An 18053-nucleotide genomic window follows, 5' to 3' on the forward strand; every position below is an offset into this window, starting at 1 on the left:
CGTGACCGAAACTTCTTGGTGCGGAACGGGGTTAGGCGTCTTCGTCGTCCGGGTCGTCCAGGCGGGCCAGGTAGGTGGCCAGGCGCTCGATGGGGGTTTCGAAGTCGGGGTTGAGGTCGACGAAGTCGCGCAGGCGCTCGCCGAGCCACTCCAGGGTCACCTGCTCTTCGCCCCGGCGTTCGACCAGCTCCTCGATGCCACGGTCGGTGAAGTACATCGCGTACGTCCTCGTGCTCGGCCCGGCACGGGCCGGGCGGTCGGGTGGGTGAGGGGGACCGACGGAGCCGGGGCAGGACCGTGGTGAACGGCCCTGCCCCGGCTTCCGTACTCAGGTCAGGTCACGGGCGGGGCAGAGCCGCCTCGATCAGCGCGTTCTGCTCGACCTCGTGGGTCTTGGCCGAGCCGACCGCCGGGGCGGCCGCGGCCGGGCGGGAGATCCGCCGCAGCCGAACGTCCGTGAGGTGCTCCAGCAGGTTGAGCGCGACGAACGACCAGCCACCCTGGTTGGCCGGCTCCTCCTGCACCCAGGCGAAGTCCTCGGCGTTCGGGAACTGCGCGAGGGCGGCCCGGATCTCCTCCACCGGCAGCGGGTACAACTGCTCCAGCCGGAGGATTGCGGTGTCGGTGACGCCGCGCTCCTGCCGGGCGTGGAACAGGTCGTAGTAGACCTTGCCGGAGCAGAGCAGCACCCGCTTCACCGCCTCCGGTGCCGGGGCGGCCGTGTCGCGCAGCACCGGCTGGAAGGTGCCGGTGGTGAAGTCCTCCACCGACGAGACGCAGAGCTTGTGCCGCAGCAGCGACTTCGGCGTGAACACCACCAGCGGCTTGCGCTTGGGCGACAGGGCCTGGCGGCGCAGCAGGTGGAAGTAGTTCGCCGGGGTCGTCGGGATGGACACCCGCATGTTGTCCTCGGCGCACATCTGCAGGAACCGCTCCGGCCGGCCGGAGGTGTGGTCCGGGCCCTGACCCTCGTGGCCGTGCGGCAGCAGCAGGGTGATGGCGGAGCGCTGGCCCCACTTCACCTCACCGGACGAGATGAACTCGTCGATCACGGACTGGGCGCCGTTGACGAAGTCGCCGAACTGGGCCTCCCAGGCGACGAGGGCGTTGATGTTCTCCACCGAGTAGCCGTACTCGAAGCCCATCGCCGCGTACTCGCTGAGCAGCGAGTCGTGCACGAAGAACCGGGAGCGGTCGCCGTCGCCGGTGAGCGACTTCAGCGGCAGGTAGTCGTCGCCGGTGCGGGAGTCGACCACCGAGGCGTGCCGCTGGACGAACGTGCCGCGACGAGAGTCCTGCCCGGCGAGCCGGACGGTGACCCCGTCGTGCAGCAGCGCCCCGAGCGCGATGATCTCGCCGAAGCCCCAGTCGATGTTGCCCTCGACGGACATCTTTGCCCGCCGGTCGAGCAGCTGCTGGATCCGCTTGTGCGGGGTGAAGCCCTCCGGCAGGTTGATGTGCGCCTCGCCGATGGCCTTGACCACTGACGCGTCGGTGGCGGTCTCGACCTGCGGCTCCGGCTCCTCCTCGCGGCGCGGCCGGTTGAGCTGGCGCGGTGCCGAGGCGGCGTCCCGGGTGGCCTTGAAGACCTTCTCCAGCTGCGCCTGGTAGTCGCGCAGCAGCTCCTCCGCGTCCTCCACGGTGATGTCACCGCGACCGATCAGCTCCTCGGTGTAGAGCTTGCGGACCGAGCGCTTCGAGTCGATGATCTTGTACATCTGGGGGTTGGACATCGACGGGTCGTCGCCCTCGTTGTGCCCGCGCCGGCGGTAGCAGACCATGTCGATCACGACGTCCTTGTTGAACGTCTGCCGGTATTCGAACGCCAGCCGGGCCACCCGGACCACGGCCTCCGGGTCGTCGCCGTTGACGTGGAAGATCGGCGCCTGGATCATCCGGGCCACGTCGGTGCTGTAGAGGCTGGACCGGCTGTACTCCGGGGCGGTGGTGAAGCCGACCTGGTTGTTCACCACCACGTGCACGGTGCCGCCGGTGCGGTAGCCGCGCAGCTGCGACAGGTTGAGCGTCTCGGCGACCACGCCCTGCCCGGCGAAGGCGGCGTCACCGTGCACCGCCAGCGGCAGCACGGTGTAGCCCTCCAGCTTGAGGTCGATCCGGTCCTGCTTGGCCCGGACGATGCCCTCCAGCACCGGGTCGACGGCCTCCAGGTGCGACGGGTTGGCCACCACCGACACCTTGACCGCGTGCTCGCCGTCGGGGGTGGTGAACTTGCCGTTCTGACCCAGGTGGTACTTCACGTCGCCGGAGCCCTGCGTCGAGCGCGGGTCCAGGTGACCCTCGAACTCCGAGAAGATCTTCTCGTACGGCTTGCCGACGATGTTGGCCAGCACGTTGAGCCGACCCCGGTGGGCCATGCCGATGACGACCTCGTCCAGCCCGTTCTCGGCGGAGGACTCCAGCACCTCGCCGAGCAGCGGGATCAGCGACTCGCCGCCCTCCAGCGAGAAGCGCTTCTGGCCGACGTACTTCGTCTGCAGGAAGGTCTCGAACGCCTCGGCGGCGTTGAGCCGGTTGAGCACGTGCTTCTGCTCGTCGGCGGAAGGCTTCTCGTACTTGCGCTCGATCCGTTCCTGGACCCAGCGCCGCTCCTCCGGGTCCTGGATGTGCATGTACTCGATGCCGACCCGGCGGCAGTACGAGTCGCGCAGCACACCGAGGATCTCGCGCAGCTTCATCCGCTGCCGGCCGGCGAAGCCGTTGACCGGGAACTCGCGGTCCAGGTCCCACAGGGTGAGCCCGTGCTGGAGGACGTCCAGGTCGGGGTGCTTGCGGATCTTGAATTCCAGCGGGTCGGTGTCAGCCATCAGGTGACCGCGCACCCGGTACGCGTGGATCAACTCGTGCACCCGGGCGGTCTTGTTGATCTGACCCTCGGAGTTGACCGCGACGTCGCGCATCCAGCGCACCGGCTCGTACGGGATGCGCAGCGCGGTGAAGATCTGGTCGTAGAAGCCGTGCTCGCCCAGGATCAGCTCGTGCATCACCTTGAGGAACTCGCCGGACTGCGCGCCCTGGATGATCCGGTGGTCGTACGTGCTGGTCAGCGTGATGATCTTGCTGACCGCCAGCTCGGCCAGGGTGGCCTCGGACATCCCCTGGTAGGGGGCCGGGTACTCCATCGCGCCGACGCCGATGATCGCGCTCTGCCCCTGCATGAGCCGCGGCATCGAGTGCACGGTGCCGATGCCGCCCGGGTTGGTCAGCGAGATCGTGGTGCCGGAGTAGTCCTCCATGGTCAGCTCGTTGCGCCGCGCCCGTCGGACCACGTCCTCGTACGCCTGCCAGAACTGCCGGAAGTCCATCTGCTCGCAGCCCTTGATGGAGGGGACCACCAGGTTGCGGCTGCCGTCCGGCTTGGCGAGGTCGATCGCGATGCCGAGGTTGACGTGTGCCGGGCGGAGCACCGCCGGCTTGCCGTTGGCCTCGGTGAAGGAGTTGTTCATCTCGGGGTGCTGGACCAGCGCGCGCACCATCGCGTAGCCGACCAGGTGGGTGAAGCTGACCTTGCCGCCCCGCCCACGGGCGAGGTGGTTGTTGATCACGATGCGGTTGTCCACCAGCAGCTTGGCCGGGACCGCGCGCACGCTGGTCGCGGTGGGCACGCTCAGCGAGGCGTCCATGTTCTGGACGATCTTCGCCGCGACGCCCCGCAGCGGCGTGGTCTGCGGGCCGTCGGCACTCGGCGCGGCGGCCTTGGCGGCCGGCTTGGCCGGGGCGGCCTTCTCCGGAGCGGTCTTCTCCGGAGCGGCCTTCGGTGTGGCCGGAGCGGCGGGCTTGGTCGGTGCCGGCTGGGCCGCGGCCGGCTTGCTCGCGGTCGCCGGCTTGGCCGGGGCGCTCGGCTGGGCGACCGTGGCGGCTGCCTCCGGCTGACCGTCCGGCTCCGGGGCGGCGGCCGGCTTGTCCGACGACTCGGCGCCGCGCGGGGTGCCCGCTCCCGGTGCCGGTCGGTAGTCGGCGAAGAAGTCGTGCCAGGCCGAATCGACGCTCGATGGGTCGGCGAGGTAACGCTGGTACATCTCCTCGACGATCCACTCATTCGGGCCGAAACCCGCCAGTGGGTTCTCCTGCGAAGTCTGCTGGGTCGACACGGCCGGTAATCGCCTCTTTCACGCGGGTTTGTGTGGCACGCGGTGGGTCCGTCGCGCCCGATGAGGAGCACGGACTGGACAGCTCCCAGGCTACGCCGTACCGATCCCGCGGGCATTTCCGCCTCGGTCCCGTGGCCGGTTTCACAGAAGATGCCAGAAGTTCAGCAACGCCTGCGCGCGCCGTGTCGAACTGGTAACACCCGGCCCTCGCGCGGCCGGTCGCCGAGGGTGACGCCCGACCCCGGGGCGGCCAGCCTGTCGTCGCCGCCCCGGGGTCGCAGACGCCATCAGGCGATGTCGCGCCGCCGGGTGAGCAGAACTCCGGCAATTCCGCTGACCAGCGCGTAGCCGATCAGCACCAGGGCACCGACCCACCAGGACGGTGTGAACTCCGAGGTGCCTTCCGTGATCATGACCTGGGATGCCACAGCGGGCCAGATCACCTGCCACTTGAGCACCGCCTGGCTGTCGAGGAGGTTCGACAGGAGCAGGAAGAGCAGCCCCACCACCTGGGTGCCGATCAGATAGAGCACCGCCGCCGTGATCACCGCACCGAGCTGGTTGGTGATCAGCGTGCCGATGCCCACCCCGAGGATCGTCCAGATGGCGTAGGCCAGCAGGTTGAACAGCAGCGCCCGCTGCACCGGCCACTCACCGAGCTGAGTTCCGTAGTCGTTCACGGACAGGAAGATCGCGCCGGCGGCCAGGTCGATGAGCGTGGTCGCCAGCCAGAACATGAAGCCGAGCAGGCTGGCGGCGACGAGCTTGCTGACGATGACCGACGTCCGCCGGGGGGTCGTCAGGAAGGTCGTGGTCGCGGTCTGGTGGAAGAACTCGTTGGTGACCATCAGGATGCCGATGAGCATCACGAACATCAGCCCGAGGTACTGCCCCGAGGTGTAGAGGTTCGCCGCCTGCGCCGGCGCGGTCGCCTGCTCGGCGCTGACGCCGATCTCCTCGGCGTCGCCGCCGAGCGTCGTGACGGCCAACCACGCGTTGACCGCGAACGCCAGGGCGATCGAGAGGAACGCGCCGAGGGCCAGCCACCACCAGGTGCTGGTGGTACGGATCTTGAGTAGCTCGGATCGGACCAGGTTCATCGGATGCCCGCCTTTCCGGCCGTCAGCTCCAGGAAGACCCGTTCCAGATCGGGCCGTTCGGTGGTCAGTTCGTGCAGCTCGACGCCGGCCGCGAGGGCGGACCGGCCGATCGTCGGGGCGTCCACCCCGCCGACCAGCAGCACACCCTGCTCGTCGGTCTCGATGGTCGCCGACTGCGCCTTGAGGGCGGCGGTCAACGCCTCGGCCTGCGGGGTGCGGACCCGGACCCGGGCGCCCTGGGCCATCGACCCGAGCACCTGGTCGACCGGACCCTGCCGGACCAACTGGCCGGCCGCGATGATCACCACGTCGTCGGCGAGGAGCTGCATCTCCGACAGCAGGTGGCTGGAGACCAGCACCGTGCGGCCCTCGTGGGCGAGGTTCTTGAGGAACCCACGCATCCACCGGATGCCCTCCGGGTCCAGCCCGTTGGCCGGCTCGTCGAGGATCAGCACGCGGGGGTCACCGAGCATCGCGGCGGCGATGCCGAGCCGCTGCTTCATGCCCAGCGAGTAACCCTTGAACTTGCGCTTCGCCGCCGGGGTCAGCCCGACCAGGGCCAACGCCTCGTCGGCCCGCTGCTTGGGCAGCCCGGCCGCCGCGCAGATGACCCGGAGGTGGTTGATGCCGGTGCGGCCCTTGTGCGCGCTGGACGCCTCCAGCACCGCGCCGACCTGCCGCAGCGGGTTGGGGAGGTCGGCGTACCGCTGGCCGCTGATGGTGGCCGTGCCGGCGGTCGGCGTGACCAGATTCAGCAGCATGCGCAGCGTGGTGGTCTTGCCTGCGCCGTTCGGGCCGAGGAAGCCGGTCACCCGTCCCGGCGCCACGGTGAAGGACAGGTTGTTCACCGCCCGGACGTTCTTGTACTGCTTCGTCAGACCGGACACCACGATCTGACCGTCGCTGGTGGGGCTTCGCTGCCCGTCAGTCATCGTTCTCCTCCCGTGTGTGGCGTCGAGGTACGCCGTGGCACAGCGTGACGGCCCGTGGCAACAAGGTCAATCAGGCGCGGTCAGTACGTTTGCCTCCGTCGCGGGGTGGACGCGACTCATCCCTGCGGACTACGGACCGGGTTCAGCGGGCGATCCAGGTTGCCCGCGCCGAGCCGAGCAACGACCCGTCCGGGCCGTACAGGCTGGTGTGCACGAGCGCCTTGCGCCCATCGACGCGCAGCAACGCCCCGGTCACCACGCACTCGTCGCCCGGCTCGGGCAGCGCCGCGACCACGGCGGCGATCCGGCCCAGCAGGTACGGGCGGCCCGGCGCGAGCACCGCCCAGCCACCGGGGCAGTCCAGCGCAGCCCAGACCGTGGCCGCACTGACCTCCGCGGGCCCGCGGAAGGGCGCGGCGGTCCGGCCATCGGGCAGCCGGCCGGGGAAGATCCGCAGCCCGTCGGCCCGCTGCGGCCCGCAGACGTAACAGCTGGGGAACGGATGCTCGACCAGGCCGGGGTAGCGGGCCGCGGCGGCCACCGCCGTCTCCAGGTCGACCGGGGGTACGACGGCATCGATCACCCCGGCCGGTCGCACCTCGGCCACCAGTTCGCCGGCCGGGTCCCGGACCTCGCCGTCGACCAGTGTCAGCTCGGTCTCCAACGGTGGCGGCCGGCGCAGCGTCACCTCGACCGGCCCGCTGCCGCCCGCCTCGGCGGCGAAGATCCCCGCGCTCCAGCCGCCGTTGCCGGAACCCGCGGGCCCGTTGTAGCGGGTTTCGATGCGCATCGTGGACCTCCGGTGGGGCGTGCCGGCGTCGTCGCCGGTCCGTTCCGCAGCCTCGCACGCCCGAGGTGGGAGCCATCTGCCGGCCGGCGTTCATCCTGCCGACACCAGTGGTCCCCGTGAATGGCAACCCGGGCCCTTACACAGATCCCATGGCCGTTCTGCATGCCGCTGGCGCACCCCTGAAGACCAGCGGATACACCCTGCTGATCGCCGACGACCCCACCCAGGTCGCGGCCGCGCAACGCCTGCGCCACGAGGTGTTCGCCACCGAGCTCGGCGCCACCCTCCCCGGCGAGGCCGGGTTGGACGTCGACCCCTTCGACGCGTACTGCGACCACCTGATCGTCCGCGAGGACAGCACCGGCGAGGTGGTCGGCACGTACCGGCTGCTGCCGCCCGGGCGCACCACCCGGCGCTACGCCGAGGACGAGTTCGACCTGAGCCAGCTCGACCCGCTCCGCGACGACCTGGTCGAGGCGGGTCGCTCCTGCGTGCACCCGGACCACCGCTCCGGCGCGGTGATCAACCTGATGTGGGCCGGCATCATCCGGTACCTGCACCTGCGCGGCTCCCGCTGGCTCGGCGGCTGCGCGTCGGTGCCGGTGGCCGACGGCGGGCGGACGGTGGCCGAGGTGTGGACCCAGGCCCTGGCCCGGCACCTGTCACCGCCGCCGCTGCGGGTCCGCCCGTTGCGGCCCTGGTTCACCGAGGCGGCTGCCGCCGGCCCGGTCGCCGCCGCCCCGGCCGGGCGGGTGGCGGTTCCGCCGCTGCTGCGTGGCTACCTCCGGCTCGGCGCGTGGATCTGCGGCGAGCCGTCGTACGACAGGGACTTCGGGTGCGCGGACTTCTACGTCCTCTTCTCCCTGGACCGGATGAACCCGCGCTACCTGCGGCACTTCCTCGGCGGGGAGCAGCGGTGACCGCCGTGGCGCGCGACCTGTGGCGCCCCGCCTCGGGTTGCGACGACGACTGTCTGCCGGCGGCCGGTGAGGTGCCCACGGTGCCGGTGGCCCGCCGGGTGCTCCGGCTGGTCGCCGCGCTCGGCATGCTGCTGGCCGGGATCCCGGTGGTGGTGCTGCTGCCCGTGCTTCCCACTCGGGAACGGCAGGCGCTGGTCAGTGGCTGGGCGCGGGCCACCGCGCGCGCCTTCGGCGTCCGCCTCGTGGTCCGGGGTCGGTTGCCCCGGCGGCGCGCGCTGCTGGTCGCCAACCATGTCTCCTGGCTGGACATCCTCGCGGTGCTGGCGGTCGCGCCCACCCGGATGGTGGCGAAACGGGAGGTCCGCTCCTGGCCGGTGGTCGGTCTGCTGGCCGCGGCGGCGGGCACTGTCTTCGTGGACCGCGCCCGGCCCCGGGCGCTGCCGAGGACTGTCGCCCGGGTCGCCGACGCGCTGCGCGCCGGGCGGTCGGTGGCGGTCTTTCCGGAGGGTACGACGTGGTGTGCCGGGAACGGTGCCACCGACTGCCGCCCCGGCGGTGGGTTCCGGCCCGCGACGTTCCAGGCGGCCATCGACACGGGCAGCCCGGTCGTTCCGCTGCGGCTCACCTATCGCTGTGCGGCCACCGGGTCGACCACCACGGCGGCCGCCTTCCTCGGTGCGGACACCCTGCTGCGCTCGGTGGCACGGGTGGTCGCGGCGCGGGAGCTGGTGGTCTCGGTGACGATCGCCGCCGCGCTGCACCCGGCCCGTGACGCCGACCGGCGGTTGCTGGCCCGGGCCGCCGAGTCGGCCGTACACCTGGTGCCGACGGCGGGGGCCGTGGCGCGGGCCCGGCTGCGGCCGGTGCCGACGGTGCCCCCGGCCGTTTCCGTGGCGGCTCCGCCTTCTGATCGGAAGCTGGACCTGGCGGCCTGAGGGAAGCACGCCGAAGGCCGGGCCCGGCCGGCCACCAACTCGCGACCTGTCTTGTGGTGTCGCGATGTATCGCGTTACATTCTCCTCCTGTTCGGCGTGCCTCCCGCGCGTCGTCGAGAGGGGGACGCCATGGCCGGATGGACGGTCGAGAGCCCGCAACGACTCACGGTGGACGCTCCGGTCGTGCGGCTGGACGTTCGACTGATCAGTGGGCGGCTCAACGTGGTCGCCACCGACGGGCCGACCCGGATCGACGTGACCCAGGTCGGCCGTCGGCCGGTTCTGATCGACCACACCGACGGTCGGCTCAGCATCCGCCAGGAGCGCGGTCGGGGCTGGTCGGACGTCCTGCGCTGGTTCCGGATGATCCACCGCTATCCCCGGGTGGACGTCTCCATCGCCGTGCCCGCCGACGTCCTCGCCGATCTGGGCCTGGTCGCGGGCTCCCTGGTCGCCTCCGGCCTGCGCCGGCAGACCACCGCCAACGTCGTCGCCGGCCAGATCACGCTGATGGGGCTGCGCGGCAGCACCTCCGCGAAGCTCACCTCGGGGCCGGTGGAGGCGCTCGGCGTCCGCGGCGACCTCACGGTGGAGACGGTCTCCGGGGAGGTGATCCTCGCCGACAGCGCCGCCGACCGGGTCCGGGCGCAGACCGTCTCAGGTCAGATCACCTGTGATCTGGACAACCCCCGGCGCAGCGAGATCCGGTTGACCACCATCTCGGGCAGCATCACCGTCCGGGTCCGCGCGGACAGCGACCTCGCCGTCCAGCTGAACACCGCCTCCGGCCGGATCACCAGCGGCTTTCCGCAGCTGCGCACCTCGACGTTCCCACTGCCCAGCAGCGAGGGAGTGCTCGGCGCCGGCGACGGTAAGCTCTGGGCTTCCGCGACCTCGGGGAGCATCGCCCTGCTCGCCCGAGCCGTCGACGACGACGCAGAGGAGCTGCCGTGACCGCCGTGTTCAGCCACGGGCGGCTCCGGCTCTACCTGCTCAAGCTCCTCGACGACGGCCCGAAGCACGGCTACGAGCTGATCCGCCTGCTGGAGGACCGCTTCCTCGGGCTGTACGCGCCCAGCGCCGGCACCATCTACCCCCGCCTGCAACGGCTGGAGGTCGAGGGTCTGGTCAGCCACACCGCGGCCGGCGGCCGCAAGACGTACGACATCACCGATGCCGGCCGGGCGGAGCTGCGCCAGCGGGCCGGCGAGTTGACCGCGCTGGAAACGGACATCGCGGCCTCCGTGGCGGACCTCTCCAGCCTGGCCGGCGAGATCCGCAGCGAGGTACGCGGATCGGCACGCGACCTCAAGCGGGAGCTGAGCGAGGCCACCCGGCAGACCCGGCGGGCCCGGTGGGAGGCGCCCGCACCGCCGCCCCGGCCGGCGTCGGCCGGAGGGCCGCAGGCCGAGCTGCTCGACGAGTTGGACCAGCGGCTGGCCGCGTTCACCGCCGAGGTGGGCCGGCTGACGCGCGCCCGACAGTTCAGCGACACCCAGCTGCGCACCGCGATCCGGCTGCTCGACGGCGCCCTCGACGGGCTGCGTCGCCTGCTGCGCTGACCAGCCTCGCCGGACGGCCGGCGACTCACAGCCTTTTTGCAGGAAGCGTCCAGCGCTGGCGCAGTGACGTCACCGATGATGGGCGCATGCCCGCTACCCAGACCGAGGCGCGACTGCTCGTCGTCGAGGACGACCCCAACATCCTCGAACTGCTCTCCGCGAGCCTGCGGTTCGCGGGCTTCGACGTGGCGACCGCGACAAGTGGAAGCGCCGCGCTCCACGCCGCCAAGGACCACCGGCCCGACCTGGTGGTGCTCGACGTGATGCTCCCCGACCTGGACGGCTTCGAGGTCATCCGGATGCTCCGCGAGGGCGGCACGCGTACCCCGGTGGTGTTCCTGACCGCCCGGGACGCCACCGACGACAAGATCCGTGGGCTGACCCTGGGCGGCGACGACTACGTCACGAAGCCGTTCAGCCTGGAGGAGCTGACCGCCCGGATCCGCGCCGTGCTGCGCCGCACCACGACCGGCGAGCAGGCCCCGTCCCGGCTCACCTTCGCCGACCTGGAGTTGGACGAGGAGACCCACGAGGTGCACCGTGCCGGCCAGCGGGTGCAGCTCTCGCCGACCGAGTTCAAGCTGCTGCGGTACCTGATGCTCAACGCCAACCGGGTGCTCTCCAAGGCGCAGATCCTCGACCATGTCTGGAACTACGACTTCCGGGGCGACGACAACATCGTCGAGTCCTACATCTCGTACCTGCGGCGCAAGGTCGACACCACCCAACCCCGGCTGATCCACACCCTGCGCGGCGTCGGCTACGTGCTGCGCAAGCCGGCGGCGTGAACGCGGTCCAGCAGGCGAAAGGGCGGGTCCGCAGCGTTCCGCTGCGGGTGAAGCTGGTCACCTCGGTGCTCGCGCTGGTCGCCGTCGCGCTTCTGGTGATCAGCTCGCTGACCGCGTACTTCCTCCGCAACTACCTGGAGGGCCAGGTCGACGGGCAGGTCCGGTCGACCGCCCAGGGCCTCGGTCAGTTGCTTCCGAAGCTGCGCAGCGGTGAGGTCGGCGCGATGCTGCCCAGCGACTACGTCGTCATCGTGGCCGACGAGCAGCAGGTGTACCCGCCCAAATACGACGACCTCAGCTACGACCTCGACCAACTGCCCGCGTTCCCCACCAGCCGCGCGGGTTTCGAGGCGGAGGAGGGCGAGCCGCAGACCGTCCTGTCCCACAACGGCTACACCCGCTGGCGGGTGTACTACGCCCCCCAGCCGGACGGCTCCGTGCTGGCCGTGGGTCAGCCGCTGACCGACGTGGACCGGGCGGTGAAGCAGCTCGTCTGGATAGACCTCCTGGTCGGTGGCGCAGTGCTGATCATGCTGGCCTCGGTCGGCGCGGCGATCGTCCGGACCAGCCTCAAGCCCCTCGTCGAGATCGAGCAGACCGCCGCCGCGATCGCCGGCGGTGACCTGACCCGCCGGGTGCCCGACCCGGAGGAGGGCCAGGCCGAGCCGACCTCGGAGCTGGGCCGGCTCTCCCGCGCGCTGAACGCGATGCTCACCCAGATCGAGGCGGCGTTCACCGCCCGAGCCGCGTCGGAGACCTCGGCCCGGTGGGCGGAGAGCGCCGCCCGGGATGCCGCCGCCGCCGCTCAGGCGTCCGAGGCGCGGGCCATCCGCTCCGAGGAGCGGATGCGGCAGTTCGTCGCCGACGCCTCCCACGAGCTGCGGACTCCGCTCACCACCATTCGTGGCTTCGCCGAGTTGTACCGGCAGGGTGCCGCCCGCGCGCCGGAGCAGACCGCCGGTCTGCTGCGCCGGATCGAGGACGAGGCGGCCCGGATGGGGCTGCTGGTGGAGGACCTGCTTCTGCTCGCCCGCTTGGACATGGAACGGCCGCTATCGCTCACCCCGGTGGAGCTGCCGGTGCTCGCCTCCGACGCGGTGCAGGCCGCCCGGGCGATGGCACCGGACCGGCAAATCGAGCTGGAGATCGCGCCCGAATCGGGCCCACTCGTCGTCTCCGCCGACGACGCGCGGCTACGGCAGGTGATCGGCAACCTGGTCACCAACGCGCTCACCCACACCCCGCCGGAGGCCGAGATCCGGGTACGGCTGCGTGCCGAACCGGGTGGCTTCGCCGTCGTGGAGGTGGCCGACACCGGCCCCGGTCTCTCGGCCGAGCAGGCGGAACGTGTCTTCGAGCGGTTCTACCGGGCCGACGCCGCCCGTACCCGGCGGGCCGACGGCAACACCGGCACCGGCCTCGGCCTGGCCATCGTGGCGGCGCTGGTCGCCGCCCACCACGGCTCGGTCGAGGTGGCCGAGACGCCCGGCGGCGGGGCCACCTTCCGGGTTCAACTGCCGCTGCTGCCGCAGGTCGACGGAGCGGGCGAGTGACTTTCAGCCAACTTCCAGGACGGTTCCAGGTTGATTGCAGTGCCGGGGGAGAAGGTAGTGCCATGACCGAGTTCGAGTCCGACCCGCAGCGCCGGCCGGCCCCCACCGACGCCGAGCCGTCGCACCCCACCGCCGAGCTGCCGCGCGACGAGCGCGTGCAGTCCGACTCCCCGACCACTCCCGTACCGGTCGTCTCGACCGGCGGTGACCCGACGGTCGCCTCCACCACCGGTGACGCGGAGACCACCGCCGGCACCCCGGCCGCGTACACCGGCTCCTCCGCGCCCGCCGGCCAGCCGGCCGCCGCCCAGCCGACCGGGTACGAGCCGTCGACCGGCTACGAGCGCCCGGCCGCCGCCGCGTCCGCGCCGCCGTACCCGGTCTCCGGTCACCCGGCGCCCGGCCAGCCCGGCTACCCACAGCCGGCCGCCGGCCACTACCCCGGTGCTCCCTGGTACCCGGGCCAGCAGTCCGGCTGGGCCGGCGGGGGCCAGCCGGGCATGCCGTACGCCCAGCACCAGCAGCACCCCGGGCAGCACGCCCAGCACCCCGGACAGCACCCGGGCCAGCCGGTCCCGCCGTGGGGCCCGCAGGTCGCGCCGCCCGGCAGCGGCCCCCGGCCGGGTCGGATCGCCAAGTTCGCCGGTGCCGGTGTCGCGGTGTTCGCCCTGATGCTCGGTTCCGGTGTTGCCGGTGGGGCACTCGCGCTCGCCCTCGACGGCGACGGCGGTGGCATCACCCGCACCTACTCCGCGGCTCCCGTGATCAATGGCGCCGACCTGCCGAAGATCGCCGCGTCGGTGCAGGACAGCGTCGTCTCGATCACCACCAACAGCGGTGAGGGTTCCGGGGTGGTGCTCAGCGCCGACGGGTACGTGCTGACCAACAACCACGTGGTCGCGTCCGCCGCCGGCGACGCCGTACGGGTGGTCTTCGCCGACGGCAAGACCGCCGACGCGAAGATCATCGGCACCGACCCGAAGACCGACCTGGCCGTGGTGAAGGCCAATGGGGTGAACGACCTCAAGCCGGCCAAGTTCGGCGACAGCGACGCCATGCAGGTCGGCGACCAGGTGCTCGCCCTGGGCAGCCCGCTCGGTCTGCAGGGTTCGGTGACCTCGGGCATCCTCAGCGCCCGGGACCGCACCATCCGGGCCGGTGAGGGGCAGCCGCAGGACCCGACCCAGCAGCAGAGCCAGCCGGTCAGCTCGATCTCCGGCCTGCTCCAGACGGACGCGCCGATCAACCCCGGCAACTCCGGCGGCGCACTGGTCAACACCCGAGGTGAGGTGATCGGCGTCAACACCGCCATCGCGACCTCCGGGCAGAGCACCGGCAACATCGGTGTCGGGTTCGCCATCCCCAGCAACAAGGCCAAGGACGTCGCGGGCAAGCTCCAGCGGGGCGAGAAGGTCAGTCACCCGTCGCTCGGAGTCGGCGTCAACCAGGCTGAGGGCGGCGGCGCCCTCGTCGCGTCGGTCACCCCGGGCAGCCCGGCGGAGAAGGCCGGCCTCCAGCGCGGCGACGTCGTCACCCGGTTCGGCGACAAGCCCGTCAACGACTCGGACGACCTGGTCGGCGCGGTGCAGGCCGGCAAGGTCGGCGACCGGGTCGAGGTGCAGTTCAAGCGCAACGGTGTCGAGAAGTCGGCGACCGTGACGCTCGCCGAAACGTCCTGACCAGCTGTCTGAACCTGCTTCCTCCCTCCGGCGGCGGGTGGCGGGGCCGAGGGGGTCGGCTCCGTCACCCGCCGCTTCTTTCCGCCCGGACGGCGGTTCACCCGGATCGGGTGAACCGCCGTCACCCGTCCGCCCGGCAGGTTCGGAGGGCGACGACCGGAACCGGGGGGTGGGGTGCCATGACCGAGGTGGTGGGTGTCCGCGACGACCAGCGGATCCAACGCGACGTTCTGGCCGAGCTGGCCTGGGACGCCCGGCTGCAACCGAACGAGATCGGCGTGACCGTCGATCAGGGCGTGGTCACCCTGACCGGATTTGTGGACGGTGCCGCCCGCGGCTGGGCCGCGACGCGGTGCGCACAGCGGGTTCGCGGCGTACGGGCGGTTGCCGACGAGATGGAGGTGCGGCTGCCCGGCACTCCGGGGCGTACCGACGCCGAGGTCGCCAACGCCGCCACCCGTGCCTTGGAGTGGGACAGTTTCGTGCCCGCCGAACGGCTGGACGTGACAGTGGCCAACGGCTGGCTGATGCTGCGCGGTGAGGTCGAGTTCGGATGGCAGCGGCGGGCCGCCGAGGGCGAGGTGCGCCGGCTCGACGGCGTACGGGGGATCACCAACCTGATCGAGGTACGACCCGCGGCGCCACCGGCTGCCGAGCGGCTGCGGCGCGACGTCCAGCGGGCGCTGCTGCGCACGCTCGGCGGCGAGCGGGTGACCGTCGAGGTGGACGGCGACACGCTGGTCCTCGCCGGCGTGGTCCGTTCCTGGTGGGAACGCGATCAGGTCGAGCGGGTGGCGTGGTCCGCGCCCGGGGTGCGGGTGGTCCACGACCAACTCCTGGTGGGTGGGTGATCGTCCGCCATGTCCGGTTTACCCGGGACGCCACCGGGAAACCGCCGCCGACCGGCGGTGCCGCCGCACCGGGGGAGCAACGGGGAGGACTCGTGGCCGTGAACCACCCGCCTGCGGGCCGCCCCGAGGAGCGGTCGCTGCGCATCGCGATGGTGGTTCCGCCGTGGTTGTCCGTACCGCCGCCCGGCTACGGCGGCCTTGAACAGGTCGTCGCCGCCCTGGTGGACGCGCTCTGCGGGCAGGGGCACTCGGTGACCCTGTTCGGCGCCGGAGGTGACCACGGCACGGCGGCCGACGGCTTCGTCTCCACGGTGGCCGAGGTCCAGTACGAGCGGCTCGGCGAGTCACTGCCCGAGCTGGCACACCTGGCCCGGGTGAATCGGCTGATCAGCCCGGCCGACTTCGACGTGATCCACGATCACACCACGATCGGTCCGCTGGTCGCCGGCCGCCGGGCCGTGCCGACGGTCGCGACCGTGCACGGCAACCCCGTGGGGGAGTACGGCGACGTGCTGAGCGACATCGACGCGGGCGTCGCACTGGTGGCCATCTCGCACGCCCAGCGCCGGCTGAACCCGAACCTGCCCTGGGCCGGCACGGTGCACAACGCGCTCGACATCCGCGGCTTCCCGCGCAAGCACACGCCCGGCGCGGGGCCGGTGCTGTGGCTGGCCCGGTTCAGCCCGGACAAGGGCCCGGACACCGCCATCCGGGCGTGCCGGGCGGCCGGGCTGCCCCTGCTGTTGGCCGGCAAGTGCAACGAGCCGGCCGAGCGTCGCTACTACGAGCAGGTCGTCGCGCCGATGGTCGACGACGACGTGACCGTCGTGCTCAACGCGGACCGCGCGACGACGTTGCGGATGCTTGTCGACGCGCGCTGCCTGATCATGCCGATCCAGTGGGATGAGCCGTTCGGCATGGTGATGCTGGAGGCGATGGCCACCGGCACGCCGGTGGTGGCGCTCAACCGGGGTGCGGTGCCGGAGCTGGTGCGGCCGGGGCTGACCGGGCTCGTCGTCGAACGGTCGGAGGAGCTACCGGCCGCGTTGCTCGCGGCGGAGCGACTCGACCCGGAGGACTGCGTGGCGCACGTCGCGCGGAACTTCTCGGTCGAGCGGATGGCGAGCGGCTACGCGGAGGTCTTCCAGCGCTTCGCCCTCGGCCGGCACGGCGTCCGTGAACCGGCCCGGATGCCGGTGCGCTGACCTGCCGGTGTCGCCGGGTCAGGCTCCGGTCGCGCCCAGCTCGGCCATGGCGGCGTCGAGCCGAGAGGCGTACGCCGGGCTGATGCCGCCCTCACCGAGACGGACGGCGACCTTCGCGCGTAGCCGGGCCACCGGCGGCGCGAGCTCTTCGCGCCCGGAGCTGACCGCCACGGTCAGGTTGCGCAGCTCGTTGCGCAGGTCGAGGGCCACGTCGTCGCGGATCTCACCGGCGTTCAGGCCGGCGCCGATCAACCCGTCGACCCGGTTCGCGACCTCGGTCAGGGTGCCCGGGTTCGAGGTGGGCGCCCCGGTGGTCGGTCTCGTCGACGGTGCCGCGGCCGGTGGGGTCGATGTGATCGGCGCGGACGACTCGGGGGCCGGCGGGTCGGTCGACGGGGTCGTCACCGGCCCGGCGGAGGGCTGCGCCCGGCGGGTCGGCTGCTGTTCGGGCAGCAGGGCCACCCCGGCCAGTGTCACTCCGACGGCCAGCACCAGCAGCAGCACCAACCGCCGCCGCGACCAGCCGGACCCGCTAGCCGGCTCGCCCGCGCCGGAGGGGGTTCCGCCGTCCGAGGTGTCTCCGCCCAGTCGTGCCGCCGCCGGTACGCCGGCCGTCGCGACCGCCGGCGACTGCGGTGGCAGGGGCTGGGTGGGCACCCGGATGGTCGCCGTCGGGGGCTCGGCGGGCAGCGAGTGGTCGCGGAGCGCGGTGGCTACCTGCCGGGCCGTCGGCCGATCGGCCGGGTTCCGGGCGAGGCTGCGCAGGCAGATCTGGGCCACCGGTGCGGGCAGGTCCGGTAGGTCGGCCAGCGTCGGCGGCGGACCACTGGCCAGCGCGGCGCTGAGCTGCTCCCAGGTGTCCGCCGGATACGGGACCCGGCCGGTGAGCGCCTCGTGCAGCAGTACGCCGAGCGAGTAGACGTCGGTGGACGGTTGGGCCGGCGCGCCGTCGAGGCGTTCCGGGGCGACGTACGCCGGGGTGCCGAAGGTCTCGCCGTCCTCGTCCTCGTCGGGCGCGCCGATCCGGGTGGCGATGCCGAAGTCGAGCACCTTGACGCCCGTCCCGGTCATCATCACGTTGGCCGGGGTGATGTCCCGGTGCACGATGCCGAGCCGGTGGGCGGCGGCCAGCGCGTCCGCGACCTGCGCGCCGACCTGGACCGCCTCGGTCCACGGCAGCGGCCCCTCGGTGAGCCGCAGCTTCAACTCCTCGCCGCTGAGCAGCTCCATCACCACGAACGAGGTGATCGAGCCGTCCGGGTCGACCGTCTCGCCGTAGTCGTGCACGGAGGTCAGGTGCGGGTGCACCAACTGGGCGGCGGCCCGTGCCTCCTCGCGCACCATGCCCCGGAACCGCGCGTCGGCGGCGAGTGACGGGGCGAGCACCTTCAGCGCGACGACCCGGTCCAGTACCTCGTCCCGGGCACGCCAGATGACCGACATGCCGCCGGCGCCGATCTGGTCCAGAAGTCGGTATCTGCGAGCCAGCAATCGGCCCGGATGCAGTGCTGCCTTCACGGATCGCACCTGCCTCAGGGGTGGGAGCGGTATCAGGTTGCGCGAATGCGTCCTGCCTGTCAACGCCGTCGCCACCAGCCGTCGACGGACGGTGCCTGCCGTGCGCTGACC

At 72.0% G+C, this 18053-nt stretch carries 15 protein-coding genes; 9 read left to right on the forward strand and 6 right to left on the reverse strand.

Annotated elements, in window-relative coordinates; all coding sequences use genetic code 11:
• Positions 1-31 precede the first annotated feature (31 nt).
• The 5 genes from ABTW72_RS13755 to ABTW72_RS13775 all read right to left on the reverse strand — a co-directional run bounded on the left by ABTW72_RS13755 (position 32) and on the right by ABTW72_RS13775 (position 6931).
• Complete coding sequence (locus tag ABTW72_RS13755; RefSeq protein WP_030490374.1) at positions 32-217, reverse strand: DUF6104 family protein; 186 nt, start codon at positions 215-217, stop codon at positions 32-34.
• A gap of 121 nt (positions 218-338) precedes the next feature.
• On the reverse strand, positions 339-4109 hold the full coding sequence (locus tag ABTW72_RS13760) for a multifunctional oxoglutarate decarboxylase/oxoglutarate dehydrogenase thiamine pyrophosphate-binding subunit/dihydrolipoyllysine-residue succinyltransferase subunit (RefSeq protein ID WP_350858338.1): 3771 nt from the start codon (positions 4107-4109) through the stop codon (positions 339-341).
• A 287-nt stretch (positions 4110-4396) separates the two neighbouring features.
• Positions 4397-5209, reverse strand: a complete 813-nt coding sequence (locus ABTW72_RS13765) for an ABC transporter permease (RefSeq protein ID WP_350858340.1) — start codon at positions 5207-5209, stop codon at positions 4397-4399.
• Positions 5206-6141, reverse strand: coding sequence for an ABC transporter ATP-binding protein (locus ABTW72_RS13770; protein ID WP_350858343.1), 936 nt, complete (start codon positions 6139-6141; stop codon positions 5206-5208). The genes ABTW72_RS13765 and ABTW72_RS13770 overlap by 4 nt, the downstream gene beginning before the upstream one ends.
• Before the next feature lie 142 nt (positions 6142-6283).
• Positions 6284-6931 carry a hypothetical protein gene (locus ABTW72_RS13775; protein ID WP_350858346.1) on the reverse strand — a complete coding sequence of 216 codons (648 nt, stop codon included), beginning with the start codon at positions 6929-6931 and terminating at the stop codon, positions 6284-6286.
• A gap of 149 nt (positions 6932-7080) precedes the next feature.
• Here ABTW72_RS13775 and ABTW72_RS13780 point away from each other — a divergent pair, with 149 nt between their 5' ends.
• From ABTW72_RS13780 to ABTW72_RS13820, 9 genes are all read left to right on the forward strand, one after another.
• Positions 7081-7851, forward strand: a complete 771-nt coding sequence (locus ABTW72_RS13780; RefSeq protein WP_350858349.1) for a GNAT family N-acetyltransferase — start codon at positions 7081-7083, stop codon at positions 7849-7851.
• Positions 7848-8786, forward strand: a complete 939-nt coding sequence (locus tag ABTW72_RS13785; protein WP_350858352.1) for a lysophospholipid acyltransferase family protein — start codon at positions 7848-7850, stop codon at positions 8784-8786. Before ABTW72_RS13780 ends, ABTW72_RS13785 begins: the two co-directional genes overlap by 4 nt.
• Positions 8787-8915: 129 nt before the next feature.
• Positions 8916-9740: a DUF4097 family beta strand repeat-containing protein gene (locus tag ABTW72_RS13790; protein ID WP_350858355.1), complete on the forward strand. Its 825-nt coding sequence runs from the start codon at positions 8916-8918 to the stop codon at positions 9738-9740.
• Positions 9737-10348, forward strand: a complete 612-nt coding sequence (locus ABTW72_RS13795; protein ID WP_350858357.1) for a PadR family transcriptional regulator — start codon at positions 9737-9739, stop codon at positions 10346-10348. Before ABTW72_RS13790 ends, ABTW72_RS13795 begins: the two co-directional genes overlap by 4 nt.
• A gap of 86 nt (positions 10349-10434) precedes the next feature.
• Positions 10435-11136: a response regulator transcription factor gene (locus ABTW72_RS13800; protein WP_110561683.1), complete on the forward strand. Its 702-nt coding sequence runs from the start codon at positions 10435-10437 to the stop codon at positions 11134-11136.
• Positions 11133-12689: a sensor histidine kinase gene (locus ABTW72_RS13805; RefSeq protein ID WP_350858361.1), complete on the forward strand. Its 1557-nt coding sequence runs from the start codon at positions 11133-11135 to the stop codon at positions 12687-12689. Before ABTW72_RS13800 ends, ABTW72_RS13805 begins: the two co-directional genes overlap by 4 nt.
• A 62-nt stretch (positions 12690-12751) precedes the next feature.
• Positions 12752-14368 carry a trypsin-like peptidase domain-containing protein gene (locus ABTW72_RS13810; RefSeq protein WP_350858364.1) on the forward strand — a complete coding sequence of 539 codons (1617 nt, stop codon included), beginning with the start codon at positions 12752-12754 and terminating at the stop codon, positions 14366-14368.
• Between the two features lie 179 nt (positions 14369-14547).
• Entirely contained in the window at positions 14548-15219 is a 672-nt protein-coding gene (locus ABTW72_RS13815; protein ID WP_210785378.1) for a BON domain-containing protein, read from the forward strand.
• A gap of 149 nt (positions 15220-15368) precedes the next feature.
• Entirely contained in the window at positions 15369-16424 is a 1056-nt protein-coding gene (locus tag ABTW72_RS13820; protein ID WP_350858898.1) for a glycosyltransferase family 4 protein, read from the forward strand.
• Between the two features lie 18 nt (positions 16425-16442).
• On the opposite strand, the gene ABTW72_RS13825 is transcribed toward ABTW72_RS13820, so the two are convergent.
• Positions 16443-17942, reverse strand: a complete 1500-nt coding sequence (locus tag ABTW72_RS13825; RefSeq protein WP_350858367.1) for a serine/threonine-protein kinase — start codon at positions 17940-17942, stop codon at positions 16443-16445.
• Between the last annotated feature and the right edge of the window lie 111 nt (positions 17943-18053).

The sequence above is a fragment of the Micromonospora sp. NPDC127501 genome (genome assembly GCF_040302185.1).
Taxonomy (GTDB): Bacteria; Actinomycetota; Actinomycetes; order Mycobacteriales; family Micromonosporaceae; genus Micromonospora.

Coding starts and splice junctions, on each gene's coding strand:
- ABTW72_RS13810 (WP_350858364.1), top strand. CDS start 12,752: ATGACCGAGTTCGAGTCCGACCCGCAGCGCCGGCCGGCCCCCACCGAC.
- ABTW72_RS13820 (WP_350858898.1), top strand. CDS start 15,369: ATGGTGGTTCCGCCGTGGTTGTCCGTACCGCCGCCCGGCTACGGCGGC.
- ABTW72_RS13790 (WP_350858355.1), top strand. CDS start 8,916: ATGGCCGGATGGACGGTCGAGAGCCCGCAACGACTCACGGTGGACGCT.
- ABTW72_RS13755 (WP_030490374.1), bottom strand. CDS start 217: ATGTACTTCACCGACCGTGGCATCGAGGAGCTGGTCGAACGCCGGGGC.
- ABTW72_RS13815 (WP_210785378.1), top strand. CDS start 14,548: ATGACCGAGGTGGTGGGTGTCCGCGACGACCAGCGGATCCAACGCGAC.
- ABTW72_RS13770 (WP_350858343.1), bottom strand. CDS start 6,141: ATGACTGACGGGCAGCGAAGCCCCACCAGCGACGGTCAGATCGTGGTG.
- ABTW72_RS13765 (WP_350858340.1), bottom strand. CDS start 5,209: ATGAACCTGGTCCGATCCGAGCTACTCAAGATCCGTACCACCAGCACC.
- ABTW72_RS13775 (WP_350858346.1), bottom strand. CDS start 6,931: ATGCGCATCGAAACCCGCTACAACGGGCCCGCGGGTTCCGGCAACGGC.
- ABTW72_RS13780 (WP_350858349.1), top strand. CDS start 7,081: ATGGCCGTTCTGCATGCCGCTGGCGCACCCCTGAAGACCAGCGGATAC.
- ABTW72_RS13800 (WP_110561683.1), top strand. CDS start 10,435: ATGCCCGCTACCCAGACCGAGGCGCGACTGCTCGTCGTCGAGGACGAC.